This window comes from Shimia sp., assembly GCF_022448905.1.
Lineage (GTDB): Bacteria > Pseudomonadota > Alphaproteobacteria > Rhodobacterales > Rhodobacteraceae > Shimia.
Window position 1 is genome coordinate 80,467 of record NZ_JAKVCW010000015.1, and the last position, 25,969, is coordinate 106,435.

A 25,969-nucleotide genomic window follows, 5' to 3' on the forward strand; every position below is an offset into this window, starting at 1 on the left:
GGCTGTTTTGGCATGTGCGACAGATGCCAATGCAAGCTCTTGAGTTGCGCAAGCGCAGGAGAAGTACGTGCAGTTACCGGAACCGCGAGAATTTGGCTGGGAGCTTAAGAGCTTTGACAATGCCCATTCCACAGTGACGCATTTGCCGGACGGGCGGACGTTGTTTGAAGTGGACCACCCACCGGTGCGGGACGTGACAGCGGAGATGCTGACCTGGTGGTATGGTGTTTATGCCGACCTGACTCTGGTGATTGATGGGGACACATATCCGGCGTTTCTGGTGAGCCACCCGCTGGATCACATTTCGTTGGACAGTGAAAAAGCCGCGCCAGACGAGCCACTCAAGGCAGGGGATTTTCTGAACATTCAAGAGGCCTATCAGCGCAATCCGAAGTTTGCCCTCGATGAACGGCTGGAGGTTGTGGCGCTGGATGCGCAGCGCTTTGCGCTTAAGGCAACGCGGCGAGGCGTGACCGTGGCGGATCTGGAGTTCCGCTTTGAGGATGGGCCAGAGGGCGCGAAGTTCACCAATCACCTAACGGTTGGGGTGGAAAGCGGCTGGCTTAAGCCGTTGGTCAATCGCGTGATGATTCCCTGGATCTACTATGAGGATAAGAACTACGCCTGGGTGCTGCATTCGGTGGAAGAGGTTGGCAATTTTGAGAATTTCCTGCCGGAAATCTTTGCGCGCCGGGATCAGGGCATGACAATCCGGTGGAACCGCAACTGCCTTGCGGATAATGAAGATCTGGCGCCGGAAGGTTAGCGGGCAAAATGCAGCCAAAGCGCGGCTGAATCACTTGACGCCCCCGCGAAATGGGCCTAATGACGCCAGACAAATTTCCGGGCGCAGCCTAGGCGGCGCCCATTTGCTTTGACGGGGTCGATCTCCCCGTAGACCGATAAAACGAGGATGAACCCATGTCGCGCCGTTGCGAACTGACCGGAAAAGGCCCGATGACGGGCAACAACGTAAGCCACGCCAAAAACCGCACCCGTCGTCGGTTTCTGCCAAACCTGAATGACGTGACCCTGCAGTCTGAGACTCTGGGCCGTGGTTTCAAATTCCGTATCTCCGCGGCTGCGCTGCGCACTGTGGACCACCGCGGTGGGCTGGACGGCTTCATGGCGAAAGCAAAAGACACCGAGCTGTCTGAGAACGCTCTGAAAGTCAAAAAAGAGATCGCCAAAGCACAGGCCGCAAACGCCTGATCGTGCTGATCTTTTGAAGATTTTGACAGCCTCGCAGTTTTGCGGGGCTGTTTCTTTTTGTCGCCTTCACATTCCTGAGAGGGCGTGCCTATATGCGGCCATGACGCTTCGTTTGCGCAGATATGTGGCCGCCGTTATGGCGCTGGTGCTGGTTCTGACCGGGCACAGCATGGCCATTGCGCGTGGCATGACCGGCCCTGAGGGGTTTGCGGAATACTGCATTGGCGAAAGCGCGGTGATGGTGCCAGTGGATGCCGAGGGCAAGCCCACCGGACCGGCGCATTTTTGTCCCGAAGTGAGTTTCACCCTGCTCAACTGGGTGGCCTTGGACCAAGCCGATGTCGGTAAGGTGCTGGGTCGGAGCGAGGCGCTGCAGCTGCCTCAGGTGGCTGTCGAGGGCGTGATTCGTCTGATTGCGGAAAGTGCGCGGGCGCCGCCGCTGGGTTTTCTCTGATCCAAACACACAAACCACAGAGAAAACCTTCCGGACAGGAGATCAATATGTCCTTCAAAACTCTTTCCCTCGCAGCGGCCGCTGCCGTTGCTTTTGCCCTGCCTGCTTTTGCGGAAAGCATCATCGCCGTAAATGACGCCTATGCACGTGTGTCTTCCAAGATGGCCAAGGCGGGCGCCGCCTTTATGGTGATCGAAAACACCGGTGCGGAGGACGACCATTTGATTGGTGTGAGCTCCGATGTGGCCAAGCGTACCGAGCTGCATACACACATGGATGATGGAAACGGCAACATGAAAATGATGCACGTGAAAGAGGGCTTTGCCGTGCCTGCGGGTGGTGAACATGCGCTGGCGCGCGGTGGCGATCACGTGATGTTCATGGGCCTGACCCGTGGTCTGGAGCATGGCGATGTGGTGACCATCACCCTGACCTTCGAGAAGGCCGGGGATGTGACGCTGGAGGTGCCTGTGGATCTGGAGCGCAAGCCGGATCATGGGGCCATGAAGCATGGCGACCATTCTGGTCATGGCATGAAGAAGGCCGACGGTTAAGCGGCGTGCTTCTTTGCTGAAATTCAGTGGGGCCGGTCCTTATGGATCGGCTTTTGCTATTTGGCGCGGGCGAGTTCCGAGGCGACCCACTCCGGCACAACCTGTGTGGCGGGGCCAAAATGGGTTTCGGCAAAGCGTGACACACCGGAAGAGGGCTCCAGGTTCAACTCCACCGTATGGGCGCCGAACATGTCGGCCTCGTTGACAAAATTGGCCGCCGGGTAGACCTCGCCGGAGGTGCCGATCGAGACAAACACATCGGCCTGCGCCAAAGCGTTGGAAATGCGCTCCATACCGTAGGGCATTTCGCCAAACCAGACCACGTCTGGGCGGGTGGCAGGCGCGCCGCAGGTCGGGCAGGGATCATCTGGCGACATGGTGGGCGGGGCAGGCCAGCGGTGATCGCAGGCGTGACACAGGCCGCCGTGCAGGGTGCCGTGCATGTGCAAGACGTTCTGGCTACCAGCTTTCTCGTGCAGCCCGTCCACATTCTGGGTCACGATCAACACGGCGCCGGGAAACTTGGCCTCCAGCTCTGCCAGCGCAAAATGGGCCGCATTGGGCTCAGCCTCTGCAGATTGCTCGCGGCGGGCGTTGTAGAAGTCATGCACCAGCTTGGGATTGCGGGCGAAACCCTCCGGTGTGGCGACATCTTCGATGCGGTGCTGCGCCCAGAGGCCGTCCTCGTCGCGAAAGGTGCCTAGGCCACTTTCGGCGCTGATCCCGGCGCCGGTGAGGATGACGAAAGACTGTGACATTAGGGCTCCTGATGTTGGCTGTAGGCAGTGTTGCAAGTGGCACAGAGAGAGGCAAGTGCTTGACCTATATGCCAGTTGCGGCGATGGCTAGGGCACCACAAGGGAGAGAGAATATGCGGGTTCTGTTTGTATGTCTGGGCAATATTTGTCGGTCGCCTTCGGCAGAAGGCGTGTTTCGCGCCATGGTGCCAGAGGTGGAAACCGACAGCGCAGGCACGGCGGGGTGGCACGTGGGCAAGCCGCCTTATGGACCGATGCAGGCGGCCGCGCTGGCGCGGGATGTGGACCTGTCTGATTTGCGGGCCCGGCAGTTTGTGGCGCGCGATTTTGAGCGGTTTGATCTGATCGTTGGGATGGATGCAGAGAACATCGCCAATATCGAGGTGCTGCGCCCGGATGGGAGCGACACCGAAGTGCGGCTGTTCACCGATTATGCGCCGGAGAGCGGCATGTCCGAGGTTCCAGATCCGTATTACACGCGGGATTTTGACGGGGCGCTGGACCTGATCGAAGACTGCGCGCGCGGGCTGAAAGCGGCCTTAGAGGCAGGCTGAAGTTTTGGAAGTTTGGAAACTGGGCTAGTTGTCTGTGTCCAGGGTCTTGAAGGTTCCGTCGAGCCAAGGGAAGCGCTCAAGAGCGGGGCTGACCATATGGGCGTGGATCAGGCCGCGCATGGTTTGGGCCACATCCCGCGGCACCGTGTCGGCCCAGTCGCCGCTGGCGAGCAGCGAGATTTGGCGGCTGAACGGTGCAAACGGCAGCGGGTGAGCGTCAACCTGATCGTGGAAACGGGCAGCTCGCAGATAGCCCAGCGGTGTGGTGATTGCCCAGCCAATACCGCGTGACACCATAGCCATAAGGGACGGGTTGGAGCCAATTTCGAAACGGTGCGGCACTTCAAACTGGGCGCGGGTCAGCGCGGCCTCGATTTGGCGGCCAATGAGCTGTTCCTGACCGTAGCGCAGCATGGGGAGCTCTTGCAGCGCGGTTGTGATATCGCCTTTCGGAGGCAGGTAACCTGAGGGTGCGACGAGGATGAACGGATCCTGTGCAAGCGGGTATTCTGTTATGCCATCAAGTGCTTCCGGAGCCACGGCGGTGATGGCCAGGTGTAGGTCGCCGTTGCGAATGGCGTCTGTGATCTCATGGCTTGGCGCGGTCACAAGGCGAAAGCGGCAGCGGGTCATGGACTCGGCCAGTTTGGTGACCAGCCGCGGGGTCAGATCGTTGTCAAAGTCATCAATGATGCCCATCGACAGTTGCGTCAGGTGGGTGAGGTCCATCACGGTGAGTTCGGATTGCGCCAACCGCAGTTGTGAGAGGACCTCCCGCGCCCGGACCAGATAAGCGCGGCCTGCTGCGGTGAGTTGCATCGGGCGTTTGCTGTGATCTATCAGGTCGGTGCCAAGCGCGGTTTGCAGGTTGCGGATCTGCTGTGACACCGCGGGTTGGGACAGGCCTGTGATCTCGGATGCACGCGCCACAGAGCCGTGCTCGGCGAGTGCCTCAAAAACTTCGAGGCCGCGCAATGTGACGCCTTTGTTGAGCATAGGTCCCTCCACCAGCTTTGGCTTTTGTGAATAGGGAGCGACCTTGGGTCAAGCGCTTTTGCCCGCGCAATAGCCTCAGCGCAGATGTTTGCAGCTGGACACAACGCTGGTTTCAAACTTCTTGTAGCGCTTCCAGAAGATCTCATGGCTGCGTTGGTTCGACTGGCGGATTTCCTGCGCCTTGTGCGGGTCTTTGATGAAGCTTGCGGCCAGGCGTTGATCGGCGCGTGACAGGCTTTTGTTCGCGGTTTTCTGAATACAACGGCACATTTGGCGGGTCGCACCGTCGCGGTCCGAGCGCAAGCAAGCGCGGTTCAGCGTGTTGGCGTCTACGGGCTGCGGGAGTGCGGGAACAAGCATCAGCGCCAGAAGCGGCGCGGCAAAAAATCTGGTCATGGGTGCCTCATCTCTCTGCGTCGGGCCACGTGGCGTGTTTTGTGCCATCTGGTTCGCCCGACAGAAAACCAAAGCCAATATGGCCCAAAATCACTTCTGGTGCAATCACATGCGCGTGTCTGGCGCTGGATGTGGTGCTTGGGCATGGGGGGGAGGGAAAATCATTAGTCAATTTGCAGGGGCGTGGACTAAGCTGAGGAAAAGCAAGGAGGAACCTATGCCGAATATTTCTAAGGAGGCGGAGCTTCAAACCGTCATCACCACCTTCGAAATGACGCCAGGCACCTGTCAGGATTTGCTGGATGCGCTGACCGATGCTTATGACCAATTCATCTCCAAACAGCCCGGTTTTATTGCCGCTGGCTTGCATGTGAATGACGCGCAGACGCGGATTGCCAATTATTCGCAGTGGCGGCGGCGGGAGGATTTTCAGGCGATGCTGCGCAGTGAAGAGATGCGGGAGCGCAATCGCAAGATCAATCAACTTTGCCGCAGTTTTGAACCGGTGATGTATGACGTTTTGCAGGCCTATGATTGACGTTTGACCCTGTACCTGTTGTTGTCGTGCTTGGTTAGGAGTTTGAAATGTATAAGCATATTCTTGTGCCGGTTGCCTTTGACGAGGCCCATGATCCAAGTGAGGCGGTGGCGGTGGCGCGTCGGTTGATTGATGAGGACGGGCAGGTGAGCCTGTTGCATGTGATGGCCAATGTGCCGAGTTACGTGATCAACTATGTGCCCGAAGGGTTTCAGGCGGAGGCGCAGACGGCGATTGTGGCCAGTCTGGAGGCTATGGGCGGCGACCTTCCCAACGTAAAAGGCGTTGTAGAAGAAGGACATGCGGGCAAGACCATTGTGAAATGGGGGGCGGCAAACGCGGTGGATTGCATTGTGATCGCATCCCACAAACCCGGCGTACAAGACATTGTGTTGGGTAGTACGGCGGCACAGGTTGTGCGTCATGCCAAATGCGCGGTACATGTGACCCGGTAGGCAGGGAGAAAGGCTCAGAATATGCGCGTAGTCAAAGTGTTGCAGGCGGCGGCAGTGGCCTTGATGGGGATCGTGGCACAGCCGGCGATGGCTGAGGATGACATCGGGTTTTCCGATCAGCAGACCAAGCGGACGGTAGATATTTTCACCTACGGTGTGAGCGAATGCGCCAAGGTCGATCTGGTGTATCGCATTGACTGTCTGCGTCAAACCTACAGCCAGACTGTGCGTGTGATTTCAAAGGCTTCGGTCTATTGGGAGGCGGAAGTGGCACTGACCCGCGTGAACCGTGGCTTGTACTCTTTTGTGCGTGCAAACACCGATTCCAATCTCGGGCGCGAGCGTGTGAATGGCGGGCGGATCAAGGCGGTGACGCAGGAGTCTATGCCGCAGGCGATCCAGCTGTATATGGCGGGCGCAGATAAGGCGGCGGAAGTGATGCGCAGCGGGTCGTCGATTGAAGTGCGGTATTTCTCGCCAATTGCAGATGCGGTGGAAGCGTCCAAAGCGCTGCTGCAGTAAAGGTTAACAGCGGGGATCTCGGTGGGGATTTTGACGTCGGTATTGCGTCGGTATTGTGGCTGTTTCACGGAGGTGCGGTTTTGACCGCGCCTCCGTTAACGTTTTGGCGGTTTAAGTCGCGGGACGCAGCTCTTTGGGCAGCTCGTCGATGTGGAAATCCACGTGCAGGTGGTTGCCGTCCGGGTCGTGGATGTTGACCTGCACAATTGGGAAGCCGGGCGGGAAGCCGAGGTAATAGTCCAGATCGTGCGCTTTGAGCACTTCGAGGAAGCCGGGCATGTCAGTGGCGGCAAAAGCGGCGTGCTCCAGGGCGATCTCATGGCCACCCGCAATCAGCGGTTTTGTTGAGCCCACCAGATGCACCACCGCCTTGTCGCCAAGGTACATCCAAGCGCCAGGAAAACCGAAGTCGGGTCGGGGGCCATTGGTCATGCCCAGATCCTCTTCGTAGAAGCGGATCATAACGTCGAGATTTTGGGTGCCGATGTTGGCGTGATCTAAGCTGTGTAATGGCATGACGTGACGGTAGGGCGCGCCATTGCCTTGCGTCAAGCGAAAGATGTTGGCGCTAACACATCTTCAGATGTCAGGTGAAAGGCTTTGCCAAAACCGCCATTCAAAAGGCCGCCAGACAGGTCAAAACGCACAAAAGAGAAATCGGGGAAGTCGACGTAGAGTTTGGCCTTGGGCCGCAGTGACAGGAAGTGGTCTCGGGTTTGAGTGTGTGCCTCACTGTCTTTTGCCAGAAATGATGCCTTTGCGTGAAGGGTCATCCGCGGGTGTGTGAGCGCGTCGCCTTTGTCGCCAGGCTCCCCCACCAACAGAGCGCAGTTCGCATCGGCGCGCAGCGCGCCAGTGTGGCTGGACAGATCGGAGATCAATGTTATCGGGGCGCCGTCCGGCGCGGTGGCGAGGGCCACTCGGGTCACGGATGGGGTGCCAGTGGCGGGATCGGTGACGGCAAGCGCGGCGTAAGTGGCAGAGGACAGAAGGTCGCGGGCCAAGGTGCGGGCGTCAGCATCGGTTGGACGAATGGGGTCGGATTTGGTCATGGTGCGAGGTTGCCAGTTTTTCAGAAGAGCCAAAAGGGTGCAGACCAACAAAAACGGCGCCTGGGATCAACCTGGGCGCCGTTATTGTGTAGCTAGCTGGACCGTGTCTGCTTGCGTGCGTGGCTTGCTGTCTGGCTGGACCTGGCGGTGGGCTGGGCCTTGCTTGATTGCTTGCTTCGTACGTGAGTGGCCGGTCTGGCTCGCTCTCTGTTGACTCCTATTTAGGATGAGTCGGTGGCAGGTTCAAGGAAAAAGTGTTTAAAAACAAAAGGTTGACTAGTTTACTCAGGTAATGCGTTTCAAGTATTTTTGTCAGGAATTCTGGGTTGGTGGTCTCTTAGAGGCAAGGCGCTGGAGACATTGACAATTTTTTCTGCTCGCGTGTTGTGCGCTGTGAATGCCGTTCTGCAGATCGATTGGTTGTGGAGGGAAACGCGGTGGCGAAGACTGGAATTTTGCGAAGTGGACCCTAGATTTTTAGCAATCAAACAAGAGGAGCGTGCTTGATGAAATGTCCAGTGGACGGCGAAACCCTGGTGATTGCGGACCGCAACGGGGTGGAGATTGATTATTGTCCCAGCTGTCGCGGCGTGTGGCTTGATCGTGGGGAGCTGGATAAAATTATCGAGCGGGCAAGTGCCTATGCCGCGCCGCCGCCCCCGCCCCCATCCGAGAACGTGCAGCCTGCGCCGCAGCGGGGCTATGACGGGCGTGGCTATGACGAAGGCCATGTGCGCCGCTATGAGGGCAAGCCGCGCAAGAAGAAAAAGATGAGCAGCTTCCTCGACGATATTTTTGACTTCTAAGATCTCTTAGTACGCGGTTTTGTTATCCGGTTGGTGGATGCAGGGCCGTGCAATGCTGTGCCTGCATGCGGGCGCGGTCTTCGGCGGCGGGCAGGTCCCGCCGCAGGGCTTTCAGGCGTTGGCGTTGTTGCGCCACGTCGATCTCGACCGGGGTTTCTACCGTGCGGTAGCGGGTTTCCGGGCAGCTGTAGGGGCGGTCTTTTTTGTCATAGCAGGTGTCATAATAAGTATAGCTTTCGGAACTGCGGTGGATGGCGTAGCCGAGGGTGATATTGTCTTCGGCGGTTGTGATGGCGCGGCGTAGGGTGGCGACCTCGGATTGCGCGGTGGAGATGCAGCGCTCCAGTGGGGTGGCACAGGCGGTCAAAAGGGTGAGGCCGAGCAGGGCGGCAGGGCAGGCAAATTGCATGAAGGGCTCCTTTGATCGGAGCAGGGTGTGGCGGGTATCGCGCGTCAGGCAAAAGCAGGGGGATGTTATCGGATATCCAGCGTGCAGCGCCGCCTTCCTTTTGCAGTTTTGCTAAATTTCATTTTAGTATACATATCTTTTTTCGCTGATATGGTGTGGCCGCAGTTTTCCCAGAATATTCAATGGAGATCGTGATGGCGGCGTCCCCGACAACAAAAAAGAAAAAACAGAAGGGTCAGCCGGAGAAGCTGGGGCAGGCGATCCGGTTGCGGCGCAAGGCGCTGGGCAAGACGTTGAATGCGGTTGCGGAGGAGGCGGATCTGACCACTGGGTTCATCTCGCAGGTGGAGCGTGGGATCAGCTCTCCGTCGCTGTCTTCGCTGATGTCAATTGCGGCGGCGTTGCAGACCAGCGTGGAGCAGTTGTTGAGCGTGCCGGAGACCTACTCCGAGTTTATCCAGAAAGACCGTCGACAATCCTATGCGCTTGGCACAGCGGGCCGTTTTTATGAGAAACTGGGACCTGGCTTCCTTGGCGCGCTGATGCATTCGCAGATCATTCACCGTCCGCCGGGGCATGAATCCGAGAAAATGTGCCACGATGGAGAGGTGTTTTGCTACCTGCTGTCAGGTGAGGTTGAGTACCATTTGGAGGGTGCAGTGTTTGTCATGGGGCCGGGAGATGTGATTCACCACAACACCGCAAAGCCGCATTTTTCGCGTGTCGTGAGCGACGTGGAATCCGTGGAGTTGTGGGTCAGCACCACGCCAATGAGCACAGCGGCAGAAAATTAAGTTTGCGGATGGCGGAAAGAAGGGTAGTGTTTTCAGTATATTGTATCCAATTTTTGGATTTAAGCTGAAATTCCCGCTTCAAAAATTTATCTTTGCTAAAAAAAGTTTTAGCAAAATGTCAAAACTGCCTATTCTCCCGGTCACCGAAGAGATTCGACCAGGGAGGAAAATAGACATGACACGCAGCACCCTTATGGCGGCGGCTTTGGCGGCAACGACCGCGCTTGTGACGCCGGTGGCGGCGCAGGAACGCGGCGGCACAATGAACTTTGCCCGCTACGACGGCTCGCGCCTGATTGATCCGATTTACGCGGACCGCAACCCGGACATCTGGATGGTGGGCAGCCTGTTTGACACGCTGTTACGTTCGTCTGATGACGGGAAGTCGATTGTGGGCGGATTGGCGGAGAGTTTTGAAGTCTCAGAGGATGGCAAGACCGTCACGCTGATGCTGCAGTCGGGCCTGAAGTTTGCCGATGGCTCGGCGCTGGAGGCGGACGACGTGCTGTTCTCATTGGACCGGGCGCGCAATGGTGACTTGGGGCCGTGGTCCGGCATGTTGGGCAGCGTGTCAGACGTGACCGCGGACGGCAACACAATCACCGTGAGCCTGAGCCAGCCGGATCCAACCATTCTGTCGATGCTGGCAACGTTCAACACCGCGATTGTGAACAAAGACGTGTTTGAGGCAGCAGAAGGCGCAACGGATCAAGAGAAATCCGCCGCCATCTTTGCCGCCGGTGGTGCCGGCGTGGGGTCCGGGGCTTTCTATATGTGTGGCTTTGAGCAGGGCGCCTCGATGGACTTCTGCGCCAACGAGCACCACTGGGAGATGGGCGCCGACGGCAAGCCGCTGCCTTATCTGGACAAGGTGCATTTCGAGATCATCCCGGATGATGCGACCCGTATCCTGAAGTTGCAGGCGGGCGAAGTTGACGCGGTGGAGTTTGTACCGTTCAGCCGTGTGGCGGAACTGGACGCCGATCCGGCGATCAATATGAACCTCTACCCGTCCACGCGGATCATCTATTCGCCAATCAACACCCGCGAGACTCGTGCGGATGGTTCGGCCAACCCGCTCAACGATGTGCGTGTGCGTCAGGCGATCAACTACGCCACCAACAAAGACGCGTTGATTGGTCTGGTGCTGCAAGGCGCAGGTCAGCCGATGACTGCGCCGCTGATGTCGTCTTCCACGCGTCTGGCGTCCAAACTGGATCTTTATTCCTACGACATGGACAAAGCCATGGCGCTGGTGAAAGAGGCCGGGATCGAGCCGGGCACCAAGGTGACGCTGACCACGCTGGCAGGCTCAGCGGACGACTCAACCATCTTTGCTGCGCTTCAGCAGATGTGGGCGCCGCTGGGCATTGAGCTGGTTGTGGAGCAGGTCGACGGGCCGACCCGCAGCGCGAAGAACCGCTCCGGTGAGTTTGACATCCACACCTATGGCTGGGTGGATGATGTGAACGATCCGAGCCAGGTCACCGGTTGGTTGGGCTATTCCCCGATCCGCAGCGCGGTGGGCACCGGTTGGGAAAGCGACAAGTTCAACGCGTTGTTTGAAGCCTCCGGCAAAGAGATGGATCAGGCCGCGCGTGCGCAGCAATATGCGGACATGCAGACGATCTACACCGATGCTGCGCCGTTGCTGTTCATGTACGAGACGCCTTTTGCGGTGGCGGTGTCCACAGCGGTTGACGGCTACGTGCAAACCCCGCTCGGCGCCAACATCTTCTCGCGCGCAACTGTGAGCAAGTAAGACCTCAGCGCGCCGCGGGCGAGGGCCTGCGGCGCGTGTTTCAATTGGAAAATACCCATGGCCGGACTGCAATACGTTCTGAAGCGCCTCGCGCTGATGGTCCCCACATTTGTGCTTGTGATGATCATCATTTTTCTTCTGGTCCGGCTGTTGCCGGGCGACCCAGCCATCGCAATTGCGGGCGACAAAGCCTCGGACGCTGATTTGGCGGCCATCCGGGAAAAGCTTGGCTTAAATGACCCGCTGCTGGTGCAGTTCTGGCTGTTTTTCACCAACACTTTGCAAGGTGACCTTGGGCGGTCGATCATGATGCGCACCTCTGTGTCCAGTGTGATCCTTGAGCGGTTGCCAACCACAGGGTTCCTTGCGCTTTTTGCGGTGTCTTTGTCGCTGCTGATTGCCGGGCCGTTGGCTTTTGTGGCCGCACTCAACCGTGGCAAATGGCCAGACACAGTAATCCGCACGGTGTTTCAGGTGGGACTGTCGATGCCGGTGTTTTACATTGGGTTGATCCTACTGACCTTCCTTGCGGCGCAGCTGCGCTGGTTCCCGGTGGGGGGTAGCGGCGACGGCTTCTTTGGTCAGCTCTACTACCTGTTCCTGCCGTCGATGACCGTGGCGCTCTACACCTCCGCAATCATCATGCGCAATTTGCGGGCCTCGATCATCGAAGTGCTGGACGCGGAATATGTGCAGTTTGCCCGCGCCAAAGGGCTGCCCAATCGGCTGATCCTGGGGCGGCATGTGCTGCGCAACGCGCTGATTTCCACCATCACACTTTTGGGCCTGTCGATTGGCAACCTGATGAGCGGCACGTTGGTGACCGAGACCGTATTTGCCGTGCCCGGATTGGGGCGGCTAATGCTGGAAGCGATTTTTGCGCGGGACTATCCGCTTATTCAGGGGCTGACGCTAACCTTTGCCATTCTGGTGTCGATTGTCTTCCTGCTGACCGATCTGTTCCAAAGCCTGCTTGATCCAAGGATGCGTCTGACATGAGCGATGCTGTTGTGACTTCTGCAAAATCCTCCGATGCGCCGCTGTCGCGGCTACAGCTGGCGCTGCGCAAGCCGGGGTTTCTGATCGGGGCTGTGATCATCGGGTTTTCCACCCTGTTGGCGCTTTTTCCAAGCTTCTTTGCGCCCTATGATCCAAACTTCATTGATTATCTGGCGGTGCGGCAACCCCCAAGCTGGGCGCATCCGTTTGGCACCGACATGCTGGGACGGGACGCGCTGTCGCGGGTGATCCACGCCTATACGGTGAACATGCAGATGGCGATTTTGGCGACGGTCTTTGCCCTGACCATTGGCGTCACTATCGGGGCCTTGGTGGGCTATTATCGCGGTGTGGCCGACATGATTTTTGGCCGCGTGGTGGATGCGATCATCACCTTCCCGTTTCTGGTGCTGGTCATTGCAGTGGTGGCCGTGTTGGGGCCGGGGCTTATCAAAATGTACATCGCGATCACGCTGGTGGGCTGGGTCTATTACGCGCGGCTGATGCGGGCTGAGGTGATTGCGCAGATGGGCAATGACTACGCCAGCGCCGGGATTGTCATGGGCTATTCCGACCGGCGCATCATTTTCCGCCATTTGCTGCCCAATGCGATCACGCCGGTGATTGTATATTGGATGACCGACATGGCGCTGGCGATCCTGCTGGGGTCGTCGCTCGGCTATCTTGGATTGGGGGCGCAGCCGCCGCATGCCGAGTGGGGCGTGCTGATTGCTGAGGGGCGCAACTTTATCACCACGGCCTGGTGGCTGAGCCTGATGCCGGGGATTGCGATTGTGATCACGGGACTTGGATTCTCGTTGATTGGCGACGGTCTTGCGGACCTGTTGCGGCCACGCGGGTGAGGGGAAAGACAATGACAGATCACCCGATTTTGGAAGTAGAGAACCTCTGCACCACCTTTAGCCGGGGCGGCACCGACCTCCCTGCGGTGCGCGATGTGAGCTTTGCGCTGTGCAAAGGTCAGGTGCAGGGGCTTGTGGGAGAAAGTGGCTCCGGCAAGAGCGTGACTTTGCGCTCGATCCTGGGATTGGCGCGGCACTATGGAGAGGTGCGCGGGTCCGTGCGCTGGCAGGGGCAAGAGCTGACCACGATGTCAGAACGGCAGCTGCGCAAGATCCGCGGCCGCGAGATTGCGATGATTTTTCAGGAGCCGATGACCTCGCTCAATCCGCTGCTGACGGTGGGCACACAGTTGACGGAGACCTTGAAGGCGCACACCGATCTGGGGCGGCGGGCGCGGCGTGATCGGGCAATTGAGATGCTCGATCACGTGGGCATTCCCGCAGCGGCCTCTCGGCTTGGCGAGTACCCACACCAGTTTTCCGGTGGGATGCGCCAACGGGTGATGATTGCGATTGCCTTGGCGGCGAGCCCGAAGCTGTTGCTGGCGGATGAGCCAACCACAGCGCTGGATGTGACCATTCAGGCACAGATTTTGGACCTGATCCTGAAGCTGGCGGATGAGATGTCGATGGGAGTGGTGCTGGTGACGCACGATCTTGGCGTTGTGGCGCAGACCTGTGACACGGTGTCGGTGATGTATGCCGGACGGGTGGTGGAGCAGGGCGATGTGCGGCAGGTGTTGCAAACCCCGCGCCATCCCTACACCGAGGGCCTGATGCGGTCAGTGCCGCAGGATGTGCCGCCGCGCACGCAGCTCTATTCGGTGCCGGGAACGCCGCCGAGCCTGTTTTCATTGCCGGAAGGCTGTGCCTTTGCGCCGCGCTGTCAGGCGGCTGGACCAGCCTGTCAGACCGCGCGGCCCACGTTGCAGGACATTGCGCCGGGGCGGCAGACCGCCTGTTTCCATCCACTGCCCGCGACACAGGAAGACGCCGCATGACCCAGACTGTGATGAAAATCGACGACCTGCATTTGTCGTTTCCGGTGTCGCGCAGCCTTTTGGATGTGGTGCAGCGCAGGCCGGGGAAATCGGTGAATGCGCTCAATGGTGTGAGCCTTGAGTTGCAGCAGGGGGAGACCCTTGGTGTGGTAGGGGAGTCCGGTTGTGGCAAGTCGACTTTGGCGCGTTGTATTGTGCGGTTGTACGAGCCAACCAGCGGGCAGATCCACTTTGATGAACAGAACATCTTTGGCGCGGCGGCGCGCAAGGATCGCAGCTACAACCGGCGCGTTCAGATGATGTTTCAGGACCCGTATTCGTCGCTGAACCCACGTATGACAACCGGCGATATTCTGGCCGAAGCACTGCGGGTGCACCAGATGCGGCCCGAGGCGGAGATTGCGCCGCGGGTGGCAGAGTTGTTGGATTTGGTGCGGTTGCCGCAAGATGCAGCGGAGAAACTGCCGCATGAGTTCTCTGGCGGACAGCGGCAGAGGATTGCGATTGCGCGGGCCTTGGCAGTGGAGCCGGAGGTGCTGATCGCGGATGAACTGGTCTCGGCTTTGGATGTGTCGGTGCAGGCGCAGGTGGTGAACCTATTGCTGGAGCTGCAGCAGCGGTTGCATCTGACCATTCTGTTTGTCGCGCATGATCTGAGATTGGTGCGGCATGTATCCAACCGTGTGGCGGTGATTTATCTGGGGCGGATTGTGGAGATTGGCGACAGTGAGACGTTGTTTTCTGCGCCGTCACATCCCTATTCGCAGGCCTTGCTGAGCGCGGCGCCGTCGCTGGACCCGGATGACAAAGGCGCGGCGATCCAATTGGAGGGCGAGCTGCCGTCGCCTCTCAATGTGCCGCCGGGCTGTCCGTTCCACGTGCGCTGTCGCCATGTGACAGCCCAATGCCGGACGGTGATCCCGGCATTGCGGGCCTTGGAGGGACGCGGCGAAGTGGCCTGTCATCATGCGGAGGAGATCAATCAACATGCCTGATTGTGGGATCGAGACTGTGCCGCCGCAGGTGTCGGCGTTGCGCGCAGAAATGCGTCTGCGTGGGTTGGATGCGTTTATCCTGCCAAGATATGACGCGCACCAAGGCGAGTATGTCGCGCCGCATGATGAGCGGTTGCGGTATGTGACCGGGTTTTCCGGGTCGGCGGGCATGGCGATCGTGACCATGGATGAGGTCGCGATGTTTGTGGATGGGCGCTACAGCGTGCAGGTGCGGGAAGAGTGCTTGGGTGCGGTGTTTTCATTCCACCACTTGTTTGAAGAAGCGCCGGAGGCGTGGTTGTCGGAGAAGGCCGGGGATTGGTGGTGCGTGGGGTTTGATCCGATGCATTTGCCGCCCAGTTGGCATGATCGTTTTGCCGGGGCGCTTGCGGAGATCGGCGTGCAGCTGGCGGCGCAGAATGACAATCCGGTGGATTTCATTTGGGATGCGCAGCCGCCATCGCCAATGGGGCAGGTCAGCGCGATGCCGTTGCAGTTTGCCGGGAAAACCGCCAGCGAGAAGGTGGCGGATCTGACAGCGTTCATGGCGCAGCAAGGGGCGCAGTTTCATGTGGAGACGCAGCCGGACAACATTGCCTGGTGCCTGAATGTGCGCGGGGACGATGTGCCGTTTTTGCCAATTCCACAGTCCTTTATGTTGGTGGCAGATACGGGTGCGGTGACCTGGTTTGTGGAACCGGAGAAGCTGCCGGATGATTTGGTGGCCAGCCTGCCGGAGAGCATCTCGGTGGTGCCTCCACATGGGTTTTTGCCATCGATCCGCGCCTCGGTGAAAACCGGGCAGCGGGTTCTGGTAGACCCGGAGTTCTCACCAGTCGCGGTGTGTCTGGCGCTGGAGAAGATTGGCGCCAAGATTGAACGGCGGACCAGTTATCTGACCCATCTCAAAGCGTTGAAGAATGCGGTGGAGCTGGAAGGCATGCGCGCCTGTCACCTTCAGGACGGTGTGGCGGTGACTGAGTTTTCGGCCTGGTTGGCGGAAACAGTGCCTGTGCGGGTGGCCAACGGTGATCCTTTGCGGGAGAGTGAGGCAGAGGCGCAGGTGAATGCGTTTCGCGAGGCCAGTGGCAGTTACCTGAGCGAGAGTTTCAATACGATCTCGGCGGCAGGGGGCAATGCCGCGATGTGCCACTACGCCACTACCGAGACGCGCGATGCGGCGATTTTGCCGGAGGCGCCGTACCTGCTGGACAGTGGCGGGCAGTATGAGACCGGGACCACCGATATCACTCGCAGTTTTGCCTTTGGGCAGCGGCCTGAAGGGTACGACCAAGCCTACACCGCAGTGTTCAAGGCGTTTTATGCGCTGGCCACGTTGAAGTTTCCGCGCGGTACGCAAGGGCATCATATTGATGCGATTTGCCGGCGACCGCTGTGGGATTTGGGGTTGGATTATGACCACGGCACGGGCCACGGGATTGGGCATCGGCTGTCGGTGCACGAGCATCCGCAGCGAATTGGCAAGCCAGTCAGTGCGGTGGATTTGATGCCAGGCATGGTGATGTCGATTGAGCCGGGACACTATGTGGCCGGGCTCTATGGCATCCGGATTGAGAACTTGTTTGAGATTGTCGAAGAGGACAACGGCTTCTTTGGGTTCCGCAATCTGACCTGGGCACCGATCATGACGGAGATGTTAGCGTTTGAGGCGCTGACGGCGGCGGAAGTCGCCTGGTTGGACAGCTATCACCAAGAGGTGGAAGCGAAGCTGGGGCCGTTTCTGAGCGACCGTGCCTTGGCGTGGTGTCGGGGCAATGTGGCGCGTGGCCAGGGTGCAGCGATAGGTTGAGCATCGCGTGGGCGTGCTGGTGGGTCAGACTGGCACGTCCGGCGTGTTCTTGATCTCGTTTAACGCGAGGCTGGTGCGGATGGATCCAATGTGCGGCAGTTTCAGGAGCCGCTGTTTGATGGTTTCTTCGTAGTCCCGCACGCTGAGCGCGAGCACCTTGAGGATGTAGTCCTGATCGCCGGTGGCGGAGTAACACTCTACCACCTCCGGGAGAAATTCGATGGCGGCCTCAAATTCTTCCAGCGACTCCTGTGTGTGTTCTTGCAGCTTCACAAGACAAAAGGCGACGATGTCAAAGCCAAGCTTCTGGGCATCCAAAACGTACCGTTTATCAGTGATGTAGCCTTCTTCGCGCAGCCGTTTCAGACGGCGCCAACAGGGTGTGTGGCTCAATCCGGTAACCTCGCCAAGCTCTCGCATTGTAAGCTCTGGTTGTTCCTGAATGGCCCGCAAAATGCGTTTGTCGGCGTCGTCCAAAACTGTCCCCTTCCTCCGTTGTAACTGTATACAACGAAAGCAAATTTCCTTGCAGCATAAAATTTGACCGTTTGGTCCTACTTTTTGCGCGCAAAATGAAACGCTGTTGCGCGTTAGCGGAAACAGGACTTCAAAATCGTGACCCGGTTTCCGGAAGCCGCCCTAGGGTTGAACGCTCATAAGTACGATTTTGGGAGGACGTCATGAAACATTGGATTGCAGCCGCCGCGACAGCCGCGCTTGTGAGCGTTGCGCCAGTTGCCAGCTTTGCAGAGACCATCCGGGTGACTTTGCAGCTGCCGGAAACACATTCCTTGGGCAAAAACTGGTTGGATTTCGCTAGCATCGTGGAGGAGAAGTCCGGCGGCGATCTGAAGGTGCAGCTGTTCCCGTCAGCACAGTTGTTCAAGGACAAAGAAGTGCCAGGTGCCGTGGGTAGCGGTGCGGTGGAAGCGGGCTCTGCTTTTATCGGTCGTTTTGCAGGGTCCGTTCCTGCGGTGGACGTTGTATCGATCCCGTTTATCTTTAGCGACGAGGCGCACATTCGTGCCGCCGTGGCACCGGGCTCCGACATGCGCGCGACTTTGGACGCGGCGATCCTCAAAGAGACCAACAACCGCATTCTGTGGTGGCAGGCTTTTGGTCGCAACGTATACCTGACAAACGGCGAAGCGATCGTGGAACCGGCTGATATTGCGGACAAAAAAGTCCGTACCTACGGTAAGGTCCATGGCTGGACCGTGCAGGAACTTGGCGGTGCGCCAACCCTGATGTCCGGCTCCAAACAGTTCCTTGCGTATCAGCAGGGTGCTGTTGATGTGGGCATGACCGGCGCGTCTGCGGTAAAATCCCGCAAGCTGTTTGAAGTGATGGATCAGATGACCCTGACCTTTGACAGCGCGATCGAGTTTGTCGCGGTGATCAACAATGACGTCTACGAAGGTCTGTCTGATGAGCACAAAGCCATCATCGACGCGGCCGCTGCGGAAGTGGAGCAGAAGTTGCGCGACCAGATCTATGCTGAAGAGGCAGCCACCGTGGACGAGATGAAGGCCAACATGACCGTGACTGAGCTGTCCGATGAGCAGCGCGCGGCTTGGGTTGCGGCGACGGCGAGCGTTGTGGACCGCTTTGTTGAAGAAACTGGCGACACCGGTGCGGCGGCGGTTGCGGCTGTGAAAGGCGCAATGACCAACTAAGCCTTTTGGGGGGACGCTGTCCTATTGGATGGTGTCCCTTTTTTCTTACCCGCGAAAATCACAGCAAGGAGTGGCCAATGATCATCCGGATCATTGATGGCATCACTGAATTCACAGGCAAGCTTTGTGCCTGGACCCTGTTTGCCATCGGCTTTTTCATCACGTTTGAAGTGCTTATGCGTTACGTTTTTAACGCGCCCACCATTTGGGTGGATGAGATCAGCCGAGTGTTGCAGGTCTGGGTGGTGTACCTGGGCGCGGCCTATGTGCTGAAGCACCGTGAGATGGTCACGATTGATGTGCTGTTGAGCAATCCAAACACAATTTGGCGTCGGCTGGCGGAGACTTTGGCGATTGTTGTGTTGTTCATTTTTGCGGGCACGGCGTGTTATTTCGGGTTCCAGATTTGGCTGAAAGCCACTATGGCGGGGCACACCACGGACACCTATCTGGCACCACCAAAGATGATCACCCATGCACCGGTTTGGGTGGGCAGCGCGTTGTTGATGCTACAGGGCGGGGTGCAGCTTTATCGCGTGTGGGCCGAGCCTTTGCCCGGCGAAGACGTGATGGGGGGCGCACACTGATGGAAGCGGTTCTCATTCTTGTGGCGCTGATGGCGCTGTTGTTGTTGCGCACGCCGGTGGCCTTTGCTTTGGGCGGGCTGGGCGTGATCCTGTTGGGGCTTAAGGGGCTGCCGCTGGTGGCGGTGCCGCAGCGGTTGCACGGATCGATGGACAGCTTTGAGCTGCTTGCCGTGCCGATGTTTTTGTTGATGTCCAATGTCTTGCTCAAAGGCGGCGTGGGGCGAGACCTTTATGCGGCGGTGCAAAGCTGGGTGGGGCATTGGCCCGGCGGGCTGGGTGTGGCGACGATCCTGTCCTGCACGTTGTTCTCCGCCATTTCCGGCTCTTCGGTGGCGACGGCGGCGACGATTGGCACCGTGGCGATCCCCGAAATGTCCAAGCGGGGCTACGACAAACCATTTGTTTACGGCATGTTGGCGGCGGGCGGCACCTTGGGGATTTTGATCCCGCCGTCGATCCCGCTGATCATTTACGGCGTGGTGACGGAAAGCTCGATCCCGACGCTGTTCCTTGCAGGGATTGGGCCGGGGTTGTTCCTGGCGTCCGCCTTTATCGTCTATGGCATGTTGTTTTCGCGCTTTTCCGGCGCCTACCAGCCGATTGCCAAAGCTGATTGGGGCACACGTGCGCGGACCTCGGCGATGGCATTGCCAACCGTGGCGCTGGCAGTGGCCATCGTAGGCTCGATCTACACGGGCATTGCAACGCCATCGGAAAGCGCAGGGCTGGGCTTTGTGATCGCTTTGGTCATGACCTTCGCCATGGGGCGGATGGATTTTGCCAAGTTGCGTGAGGCCGTCGAGGGCTCTTTGCGGACGTCGGTGATGGTGTTGATCATCGTGGCGGGGGCCAAGGTGTTTTCCTACGCGATCACGCTCTATCTGATCCCGCAGTCGATCAGCGCGTTTTTGACAGAGAACATCTCCAACCCAAGCCTGTTTATTCTCGCAGTCGGTCTGGTGCTTCTGTTCATGGGGTTCTTCCTGGAAAGCCTGTCGATGCTGCTCATTATGGTGCCGGTGCTGCTGCCAGCGGTGCTCAACATCGGGATTGATCCGATCTGGTTTGGCATCTTCTTTGTGGTGCTGATTGAGACTGCGCTGATCACCCCGCCGGTGGGGATGAACCTGTTTGTCATTCAGGCGGTGGCCAATGCGCGGTTGCAGGAGGTCGCGAAAGGCGCGCTGCCGTTTGCGGGTATCATGCTGGCGGTGGCGGTGCTGTTGTGGTTCTGGCCCGATCTGGCGCTCTACATCCCCTATGAATTGGCGCGCTAAGTAGGAGGGCGAAGGTGATGAAAAACACGGTGCGGATTGCCCCCAATGAGGGGCGGAACCTACGGGCGGCGCGGTTGCGCTCCCTGCTGGAACAGAAAGAGCTGGTGGTGGCGCCTTGTTGCTATGATGCGCTGTCGGCCAAGCTGATCGAGCAGGCGGGGTTTGACATGACCTTCATGTCGGGCTTTGCCGCCTCGGCCTCGCGCATTGGTATGCCGGATCTGGGGCTAATGAGCTATGGCGAGGTGGTGGACCATGTGCGCAACATATCTGAGGCGACCAGCCTGCCGTTTGTGGCCGATGGCGACACGGGCTACGGCAACGCGATGAATGTGATCCGCACCGTTAAAGGCCTTGCGCGGGCCGGGGCGGCGGCGGTGATGATTGAAGATCAGGTGGCGCCAAAACGCTGTGGCCACACACCGGGCAAGGCGGTGGTGGCGCGCGAGGTGGCGTTTGATCGCATCAAGGCGGCGGTGGACGCGCGGGAGGAAGAAGACGTGCTGATCCTGGCCCGCACAGACGCGCGCAAGGCCCATGGGCTGGGCGAGGCGATAGAGCGGGCGCAGCGGTTCTTTGAGCTCGGTGCGGACATCATCTTTATCGAGGCACCGCAGAGCGTGGAGGAAATGCGCCAGATTTGTGAGGAAACGCCAGGGCTGTTGATGGCCAATATGCTGGAGGGCGGCGACACGCCGATCCTGTCCCATGCGGAGCTGGCGGACATGGGGTTCAACCTTGCGGCCTATCCGCTGACGCTGTTGTCGGCGGTGATGCAGCAGATGGTGGAAACCCTGGCGGCGATGAAGGCCGACACGGTGCAGACGTCCGGGTTGATGTCGTTTGAAGAGGTGCGCGAGCGGGTAGGGTTCAACGCGTATTATGCGGCCTCGGAAGGGTATAAGGCCTAGGGCTAGCTGAGTTGCGCGGGCGTCTCTGGATGGCCCGCGCAAGACCGCTACTTTTTGAAGGCCAGCCGCAGATCATCAATGGCGTTGATCTGGCCTTGTGATAGCTCGCCCAGAACCAGCGGTTGCAGAACATCTTGAAGCGTGTCCCAAGCGCGACCGTCATCCAACTTGTAAAGCCGCTTTCCGAGTCGAGGAATGGCGTAGATCGGCCCGTCGCATTGTGTCATCAGCCAGCGTCCAAGCACCTCCATCTCATGGGCTTCTTCCTCGGAACAGCGAAGCTTTTTGCGAAGAAGCACATGCAGTTGGTCGCGGGTTTCCTGTGTCGGCAGGCCGTCGACCTCCAGAAAGGCTTGCGCGATGGCGCAGATGGCGATGCGCGGGTCGTCAATGCCTTCCACAGGGTGCTGTCCGGTTTTGCGGCGGAATGCAATGCGACGCGGGGCGTTGATGGCCGTGGTGGCCAAATCAGATGCGGTGTCGATGGCTTCGCGCGGGTTCATACGCGCCCACCACCAGATGGCGCCGCCGACAGCTGTGAGAATGGCAATGAGAATGTGCATAGTGAAAGGCTCGACAGGTTATGGTGTAATCTGTCGGGAGATTAGACATCTTTGGTTGTGTTGAGAAGCAGCAAATGCGCCGGTTGTGCGCAGATGTCAGCTGAGTTGCGCGGCGGTGCAGGCGCGGAACTTTTGCACCTCTGGGGCTGCGCCTTCGAGGGGAATGGTCACGGTTTGGGCTTCGGTGAAGGCCAGCGCCGTGGCGTTGAATTGTAACCCGTCGAGCACATTGCCAAAGCCGCTGTCCGCCACATTGAGCGTCTGGTTGCTGTCTGACAGTGCGTGCTGAGGCGTGGAGATCACGGTTTCATTGGGACCGATGAAGCGCATGGCGAACCATGGGGTGGGGTGCCATGGTGCGGACTTTTGGGTGATCGCGAGGGTGTAGAGCGGTTTGCCTGGGTCGTAAGTGAGGTGGATGTGGGCCTCTGCGGTTTCGTGCGTGAGGGTGCAGATGGGAGAGCTTGTGGCTTCCCAAGCGGCGGCTGGGGAGGCGAGGAAGAGGGCTGTTAGGAATGCGCGCATGGGGAGAGGGTAGGGCGTTAGGTGGGCGGTCGTCGACACCCTCGAGATCACAAAAGCATGATGCTTTGCATCATGCTGTGCCCGACCTCCCCGTCGCACCGTAGGTGCGCCGCTTTTTTGATCGGCACGCCTCTGGCGTGACGGGAGGGCGCGTTCGCTTCCTCCCAAGGTCGGGCGCGGCGTTTCATAACGGGGCGAAATTCGCGGAAATAGTTTGGATTGAAGTTGGGAAATCCTCCGTTCCCTTTCTGAGCGTTACGAGAGATAAGTGCAGTATGAATATTGCGATCAAATTGGTTTCTGCTTGCGTCGTGGTCATCGCTACTTTTGGTACGGTCGCAGAGGCGCAAGTTTTTCCGTCTCGTGCGGTGCTCAGTGTAACAAATGGGTACACCGGCGCCGACGGAGAGGAACTTAGGAATTTCTTGCAAGCTCAGGGGTTTACGGTTGCGAAGCAGAAAGAAAATGATTGGCATTACGGCGTGTCAATTTACTCTTCTCCCTCCAAAACTCTAAGGGATCATTTAGGTGCTCATCCTGCCTGTGTTGAGCTGGATTGCCAGTGGTACTGGGCTGTTCGAAATCAGACCCCTCCAGTCTTTTCGCTCCTTTTTGCGCATACCTATCGGTTTCTTTGGGTAGAAAACGCCGGCGTTGTTGATGTGATTTTCGAAGACCATTCTTTGTGGCGCGGCAACAAATAGACATCCACGTCAGGATGATGTGTCTTGTTCGCTGCCTAGGCAAATAGATGGCCGGTGTCACTTTCACATAATTCTTTTCCAATTGGCCCGGAACAAGGCGCTTTGCGCCGCCGGGCCAGCGCCGGACCGGCCCCATGGGCCGGCGCATTTGCAAGCGTCGAGCTCGCTAGACAGGGCGGGAGACACGTGGCGGACATAAAGTGCCAACTTGGGGCGTTGTTTGCGCCAGCCCCCGGTCCGGCGCTGGCCCTACAGTTTCACGCTTGGTACGAGGCCCCGGATCAGGTCCGGGGCGGGGTTAGCGGTTGCGTTTGCTTCTGGTGTTCCCACCACGTTGCCCAGCACGTCCAGCCGTTGACCGGCCTTTGCTCTTGGTGGCTTTCTCCTCGGCGGCCTTAATCGCGTACTGCCGCGCCATGGGGTCGTCGGCGACGGCCAGGTCCACCGCTTCCAGACGTTTGACCTCGTCGCGCAGGCGGGCGGCTTCTTCGAATTCGAGGTTCTCGGCGGCTTTGCGCATGTCTTCGCGCAGCCCGTTGAGCACAGCCTCCAAGTTGCCCCCCGCAAGCGGGTTGTCGATTTTGGCGGTGACGCGGGATTGGTCTGTGTCGCCTTGATAAAGCCCAGCCAAAACGTCCTCGACGTTCTTTTTGACCGTGGCGGGTGTGATGCCGTGTTCTTCGTTGTAGGCGATCTGTTTGGCGCGGCGGCGGTTGGTTTCGCCAATGGCGCGCTCCATGGAGCCGGTCATGCGGTCGGCGTACATGATCACGCGGCCTTCGGCGTTTCGTGCCGCACGGCCGATGGTTTGTACGAGCGAGGTTTCGGAGCGCAGGAAGCCCTCTTTGTCGGCGTCCAGAATGGCGACCAGACCACATTCCGGAATGTCGAGACCCTCGCGCAGGAGGTTGATGCCGACCAGCACGTCAAAGGCGCCAAGGCGCAGGTCGCGCAGGATTTCGATGCGCTCCAGCGTGTCGATGTCGCTGTGCATGTAGCGGATTTTGATGCCCTGTTCGTGCAGGTATTCGGTGAGGTCCTCGGCCATGCGTTTGGTCAATGTCGTGACCAGCGTGCGGAAGCCCTCTGCTGTGACTTTGCGGATTTCATCCAGCAGGTCGTCGACTTGCATCTCTACCGGGCGGATTTCGACCTCGGGATCAAGCAGGCCTGTGGGACGGATGACCTGTTCGGCAAAGACGCCGCCGGATTGCTCGATCTCCCACGCCGCCGGGGTGGCGGAGACAAAGACCGACTGGGGGCGCATGGCGTCCCATTCCTCGAATTTCAGCGGGCGGTTGTCCATGCACGACGGCAGGCGGAAGCCGTGTTCGGCCAGCGTGAACTTGCGGCGGTAGTCGCCGCGATACATGCCGCCGATTTGCGGCACGGAGACGTGGCTTTCATCGGCAAAGACAATGGCGTTGTCGGGGATGAATTCAAACAGGGTGGGGGGCGGCTCGCCCGGCGCGCGGCCGGTGAGATAGCGCGAATAGTTTTCGATGCCGTTGCAGAAGCCTTGCGCTTCGAGCATTTCGATGTCGAAGTTGGTGCGCTGCTCCAAGCGCTGGGCTTCGAGAAGCTTGCCTTCGTCCACCAGTTGGTCAAGCCGCGTGCGCAGCTCCTTTTTGATGTTGATGATGGCTTGGTTCAGGGTTGGCTTGGGTGTCACATAGTGGCTGTTGGCGTAAACGCGGATGTGCTCAAAGGTGTCGGTCTTCTCACCGGTGAGCGGGTCAAACTCGGTGATGCTTTCGAGTTCCTCGCCAAAGAAGGAGAGCTTCCACGCGCGGTCTTCGAGGTGGGCGGGGAAGATTTCCAGACTGTCGCCGCGCACCCTGAAGGACCCACGTTGGAAGGCGGCGTCGTTGCGGCGGTATTGTTGGGCGACAAGATCGGCGATCACCTGGCGCTGGTCGTATTCGCCACCTGCTTTCAGGTCGAGCGTCATGGCAGAGTAGGTTTCCACCGAGCCGATGCCGTAGATGCAAGACACAGACGCCACAATGATCACGTCGTCGCGTTCCAGCAAAGCCCGAGTGGCGGAGTGGCGCATGCGGTCGATCTGTTCGTTGATCTGGCTTTCCTTCTCAATGAAGGTGTCAGAGCGCGGGACGTATGCTTCTGGTTGGTAGTAGTCATAGAAGCTGACGAAGTATTCGACGGCGTTTTCCGGGAAGAAGCCTTTCATCTCGCCGTAGAGCTGGGCCGCGAGGGTCTTGTTGGGGGCGAGAATGATGGCCGGGCGTTGGGTCTCCTCAATCACCTTGGCCATGGTGAAGGTTTTGCCGGTGCCGGTAGCGCCCAGCAGCACCTGATTGCGCTCGCCGTCGGTCACGCCTGAGGAGAGTTCGGCGATGGCGGTGGGCTGGTCGCCTGCGGGTTCAAACTCGGTGTGCATGACGATGCGCTTGCCGCCTTCCAGCTTGGGACGGCGTTTGGCCTCACGATCGACCATCTGGGGCAGGTTACTGGCATCACTCATCGTGGCGTCCCGTGTTGAAAGAGTCGTTTGCGCGATTTTGGTCTCTTTTTGTTCTTATGCAAGGGCGAAAGCGCAGATGGGGTCCGGGGATTTGGGTGAGAGGATGCTGCGCCGCGCCAAGAAATACTTCGCAAGTGCAGAAATTTCTGGCTGCTTGGTCCAAGAAAATACGCGTGTTGCGGGCAAACTTACCCTTGGTAAGGTATCGGTACGCCGCTTTTGGTAAGAAATTGTGGGTGCTTTGGTAATTTTAGAACAAAATTCCTGCTATTTGGGAAATTAAATATATGTTGCACTTGCCAAATGATTGG

The 25,969-nt window shown here is 58.7% G+C and carries 31 protein-coding genes; 21 read left to right on the top strand and 10 right to left on the bottom strand.

The annotated features are described in order from the left end of the window. Positions 1-67: 67 nt before the first annotated feature. From MK208_RS17115 to MK208_RS17130, 4 genes are all read left to right on the top strand, one after another. On the top strand, positions 68-766 hold the full coding sequence (locus MK208_RS17115) for a hypothetical protein (RefSeq protein ID WP_294118622.1): 699 nt from the start codon (positions 68-70) through the stop codon (positions 764-766). A gap of 155 nt (positions 767-921) precedes the next feature. Continuing rightward, the gene (rpmB, locus tag MK208_RS17120; RefSeq protein WP_168591376.1) at positions 922-1,212 is read left to right on the top strand and encodes a 50S ribosomal protein L28; all 291 of its coding nucleotides are present in this window, start codon (positions 922-924) and stop codon (positions 1,210-1,212) included. Positions 1,213-1,312: 100 nt separating this feature from the next. Next, positions 1,313-1,666, top strand: coding sequence for a hypothetical protein (locus MK208_RS17125; protein WP_294118623.1), 354 nt, complete (start codon positions 1,313-1,315; stop codon positions 1,664-1,666). Positions 1,667-1,713: 47 nt separating this feature from the next. Beyond that, positions 1,714-2,220, top strand: a complete 507-nt coding sequence (locus MK208_RS17130) for a copper chaperone PCu(A)C (protein WP_294118624.1) — start codon at positions 1,714-1,716, stop codon at positions 2,218-2,220. A 56-nt stretch (positions 2,221-2,276) separates the two neighbouring features. Here MK208_RS17130 and MK208_RS17135 read toward each other — a convergent pair whose 3' ends face one another. After that, positions 2,277-2,978 (bottom strand): NAD-dependent deacylase, encoded by a 702-nt coding sequence (locus MK208_RS17135; protein ID WP_294118625.1) that lies wholly within the window; start codon positions 2,976-2,978, stop codon positions 2,277-2,279. Positions 2,979-3,091: 113 nt separating this feature from the next. Here MK208_RS17135 and MK208_RS17140 point away from each other — a divergent pair, with 113 nt between their 5' ends. Further along, the gene (locus MK208_RS17140) at positions 3,092-3,532 is read left to right on the top strand and encodes a low molecular weight protein-tyrosine-phosphatase (RefSeq protein ID WP_294118626.1); all 441 of its coding nucleotides are present in this window, start codon (positions 3,092-3,094) and stop codon (positions 3,530-3,532) included. A 24-nt stretch (positions 3,533-3,556) separates the two neighbouring features. Here MK208_RS17140 and MK208_RS17145 read toward each other — a convergent pair whose 3' ends face one another. Together MK208_RS17145 and MK208_RS17150 are read right to left on the bottom strand one after the other, a co-directional pair. Beyond that, on the bottom strand, positions 3,557-4,528 hold the full coding sequence (locus MK208_RS17145) for a LysR family transcriptional regulator (protein ID WP_294118627.1): 972 nt from the start codon (positions 4,526-4,528) through the stop codon (positions 3,557-3,559). Between the two features lie 75 nt (positions 4,529-4,603). Beyond that, positions 4,604-4,924: a hypothetical protein gene (locus tag MK208_RS17150; RefSeq protein WP_294118628.1), complete on the bottom strand. Its 321-nt coding sequence runs from the start codon at positions 4,922-4,924 to the stop codon at positions 4,604-4,606. A 217-nt stretch (positions 4,925-5,141) separates the two neighbouring features. On the opposite strand from MK208_RS17150, the gene MK208_RS17155 reads away from it, so the two are divergent. The 3 genes from MK208_RS17155 to MK208_RS17165 are packed head-to-tail and all read left to right on the top strand — an operon-like array spanning position 5,142 to position 6,439. Continuing rightward, positions 5,142-5,462: an antibiotic biosynthesis monooxygenase family protein gene (locus MK208_RS17155; protein WP_294118630.1), complete on the top strand. Its 321-nt coding sequence runs from the start codon at positions 5,142-5,144 to the stop codon at positions 5,460-5,462. Between the two features lie 47 nt (positions 5,463-5,509). Then, the gene (locus MK208_RS17160) at positions 5,510-5,917 is read left to right on the top strand and encodes a universal stress protein (protein ID WP_294118631.1); all 408 of its coding nucleotides are present in this window, start codon (positions 5,510-5,512) and stop codon (positions 5,915-5,917) included. A gap of 21 nt (positions 5,918-5,938) precedes the next feature. After that, a complete protein-coding gene (locus MK208_RS17165; protein WP_294118632.1) occupies positions 5,939-6,439 on the top strand; it encodes a hypothetical protein in 501 nt (166 codons plus the stop codon). Positions 6,440-6,550: 111 nt separating this feature from the next. On the opposite strand, the gene MK208_RS17170 is transcribed toward MK208_RS17165, so the two are convergent. Both MK208_RS17170 and MK208_RS17175 read right to left on the bottom strand, forming a co-directional pair. After that, positions 6,551-6,955, bottom strand: a complete 405-nt coding sequence (locus MK208_RS17170) for a glyoxalase (protein ID WP_294118633.1) — start codon at positions 6,953-6,955, stop codon at positions 6,551-6,553. A 32-nt stretch (positions 6,956-6,987) separates the two neighbouring features. Next, the gene (locus MK208_RS17175; RefSeq protein WP_294118634.1) at positions 6,988-7,491 is read right to left on the bottom strand and encodes a pyridoxamine 5'-phosphate oxidase family protein; all 504 of its coding nucleotides are present in this window, start codon (positions 7,489-7,491) and stop codon (positions 6,988-6,990) included. 506 nt (positions 7,492-7,997) lie between these two features. Here MK208_RS17175 and MK208_RS17180 point away from each other — a divergent pair. Further along, positions 7,998-8,297, top strand: a complete 300-nt coding sequence (locus MK208_RS17180; RefSeq protein WP_294118635.1) for a zf-TFIIB domain-containing protein — start codon at positions 7,998-8,000, stop codon at positions 8,295-8,297. 22 nt (positions 8,298-8,319) lie between these two features. Here the strand turns inward: MK208_RS17180 and MK208_RS17185 are convergent, their stop codons facing one another. Further along, a complete protein-coding gene (locus tag MK208_RS17185; RefSeq protein ID WP_294118636.1) occupies positions 8,320-8,706 on the bottom strand; it encodes a hypothetical protein in 387 nt (128 codons plus the stop codon). Positions 8,707-8,900: 194 nt separating this feature from the next. Between MK208_RS17185 and MK208_RS17190 the strand changes: the two genes are divergently transcribed. The 7 genes from MK208_RS17190 to MK208_RS17220 all read left to right on the top strand — a co-directional run bounded on the left by MK208_RS17190 (position 8,901) and on the right by MK208_RS17220 (position 16,930). After that, entirely contained in the window at positions 8,901-9,500 is a 600-nt protein-coding gene (locus MK208_RS17190; protein ID WP_294118637.1) for an XRE family transcriptional regulator, read from the top strand. A gap of 175 nt (positions 9,501-9,675) precedes the next feature. Beyond that, a complete protein-coding gene (locus MK208_RS17195; protein WP_294118638.1) occupies positions 9,676-11,262 on the top strand; it encodes an ABC transporter substrate-binding protein in 1,587 nt (528 codons plus the stop codon). Positions 11,263-11,319: 57 nt separating this feature from the next. After that, positions 11,320-12,261, top strand: coding sequence for an ABC transporter permease (locus MK208_RS17200; RefSeq protein WP_294118639.1), 942 nt, complete (start codon positions 11,320-11,322; stop codon positions 12,259-12,261). Beyond that, positions 12,258-13,124, top strand: a complete 867-nt coding sequence (locus MK208_RS17205; RefSeq protein ID WP_294118641.1) for an ABC transporter permease — start codon at positions 12,258-12,260, stop codon at positions 13,122-13,124. Before MK208_RS17200 ends, MK208_RS17205 begins: the two co-directional genes overlap by 4 nt. Positions 13,125-13,135: 11 nt before the next feature. Then, positions 13,136-14,125 carry an ABC transporter ATP-binding protein gene (locus tag MK208_RS17210; RefSeq protein WP_294118642.1) on the top strand — a complete coding sequence of 330 codons (990 nt, stop codon included), beginning with the start codon at positions 13,136-13,138 and terminating at the stop codon, positions 14,123-14,125. After that, positions 14,122-15,120 (top strand): oligopeptide/dipeptide ABC transporter ATP-binding protein, encoded by a 999-nt coding sequence (locus MK208_RS17215; RefSeq protein ID WP_294118644.1) that lies wholly within the window; start codon positions 14,122-14,124, stop codon positions 15,118-15,120. The genes MK208_RS17210 and MK208_RS17215 overlap by 4 nt, the downstream gene beginning before the upstream one ends. Then, positions 15,113-16,930, top strand: coding sequence for an aminopeptidase P family protein (locus MK208_RS17220; protein ID WP_294118646.1), 1,818 nt, complete (start codon positions 15,113-15,115; stop codon positions 16,928-16,930). Before MK208_RS17215 ends, MK208_RS17220 begins: the two co-directional genes overlap by 8 nt. A 24-nt stretch (positions 16,931-16,954) precedes the next feature. Here MK208_RS17220 and MK208_RS17225 read toward each other — a convergent pair whose 3' ends face one another. Further along, positions 16,955-17,407 carry an Lrp/AsnC family transcriptional regulator gene (locus tag MK208_RS17225; protein ID WP_294118647.1) on the bottom strand — a complete coding sequence of 151 codons (453 nt, stop codon included), beginning with the start codon at positions 17,405-17,407 and terminating at the stop codon, positions 16,955-16,957. 203 nt (positions 17,408-17,610) lie between these two features. Between MK208_RS17225 and dctP the strand changes: the two genes are divergently transcribed. The 4 genes from dctP (at position 17,611) to MK208_RS17245 (ending at position 21,381) form a co-directional block, all read left to right on the top strand. Then, positions 17,611-18,606: a TRAP transporter substrate-binding protein DctP gene (gene dctP / locus MK208_RS17230; RefSeq protein WP_294118648.1), complete on the top strand. Its 996-nt coding sequence runs from the start codon at positions 17,611-17,613 to the stop codon at positions 18,604-18,606. 77 nt (positions 18,607-18,683) lie between these two features. Beyond that, on the top strand, positions 18,684-19,193 hold the full coding sequence (locus MK208_RS17235; protein ID WP_294118649.1) for a TRAP transporter small permease: 510 nt from the start codon (positions 18,684-18,686) through the stop codon (positions 19,191-19,193). Further along, positions 19,193-20,470: a TRAP transporter large permease gene (locus MK208_RS17240; protein WP_294118650.1), complete on the top strand. Its 1,278-nt coding sequence runs from the start codon at positions 19,193-19,195 to the stop codon at positions 20,468-20,470. Before MK208_RS17235 ends, MK208_RS17240 begins: the two co-directional genes overlap by 1 nt. Positions 20,471-20,487: 17 nt before the next feature. Next, positions 20,488-21,381, top strand: a complete 894-nt coding sequence (locus tag MK208_RS17245) for an isocitrate lyase/PEP mutase family protein (protein WP_294118651.1) — start codon at positions 20,488-20,490, stop codon at positions 21,379-21,381. 47 nt (positions 21,382-21,428) lie between these two features. Here MK208_RS17245 and MK208_RS17250 read toward each other — a convergent pair whose 3' ends face one another. Together MK208_RS17250 and MK208_RS17255 are read right to left on the bottom strand one after the other, a co-directional pair. Further along, positions 21,429-21,944, bottom strand: coding sequence for a hypothetical protein (locus tag MK208_RS17250; RefSeq protein ID WP_294118652.1), 516 nt, complete (start codon positions 21,942-21,944; stop codon positions 21,429-21,431). Positions 21,945-22,040: 96 nt separating this feature from the next. Continuing rightward, entirely contained in the window at positions 22,041-22,469 is a 429-nt protein-coding gene (locus tag MK208_RS17255; RefSeq protein ID WP_294118653.1) for a hypothetical protein, read from the bottom strand. A 275-nt stretch (positions 22,470-22,744) separates the two neighbouring features. On the opposite strand from MK208_RS17255, the gene MK208_RS17260 reads away from it, so the two are divergent. Beyond that, positions 22,745-23,173: a hypothetical protein gene (locus tag MK208_RS17260; RefSeq protein ID WP_294118654.1), complete on the top strand. Its 429-nt coding sequence runs from the start codon at positions 22,745-22,747 to the stop codon at positions 23,171-23,173. Between the two features lie 298 nt (positions 23,174-23,471). Here MK208_RS17260 and uvrB read toward each other — a convergent pair whose 3' ends face one another. After that, positions 23,472-25,658 carry an excinuclease ABC subunit UvrB gene (uvrB, locus tag MK208_RS17265; protein WP_294118656.1) on the bottom strand — a complete coding sequence of 729 codons (2,187 nt, stop codon included), beginning with the start codon at positions 25,656-25,658 and terminating at the stop codon, positions 23,472-23,474. Positions 25,659-25,969: the final 311 nt, after the last annotated feature.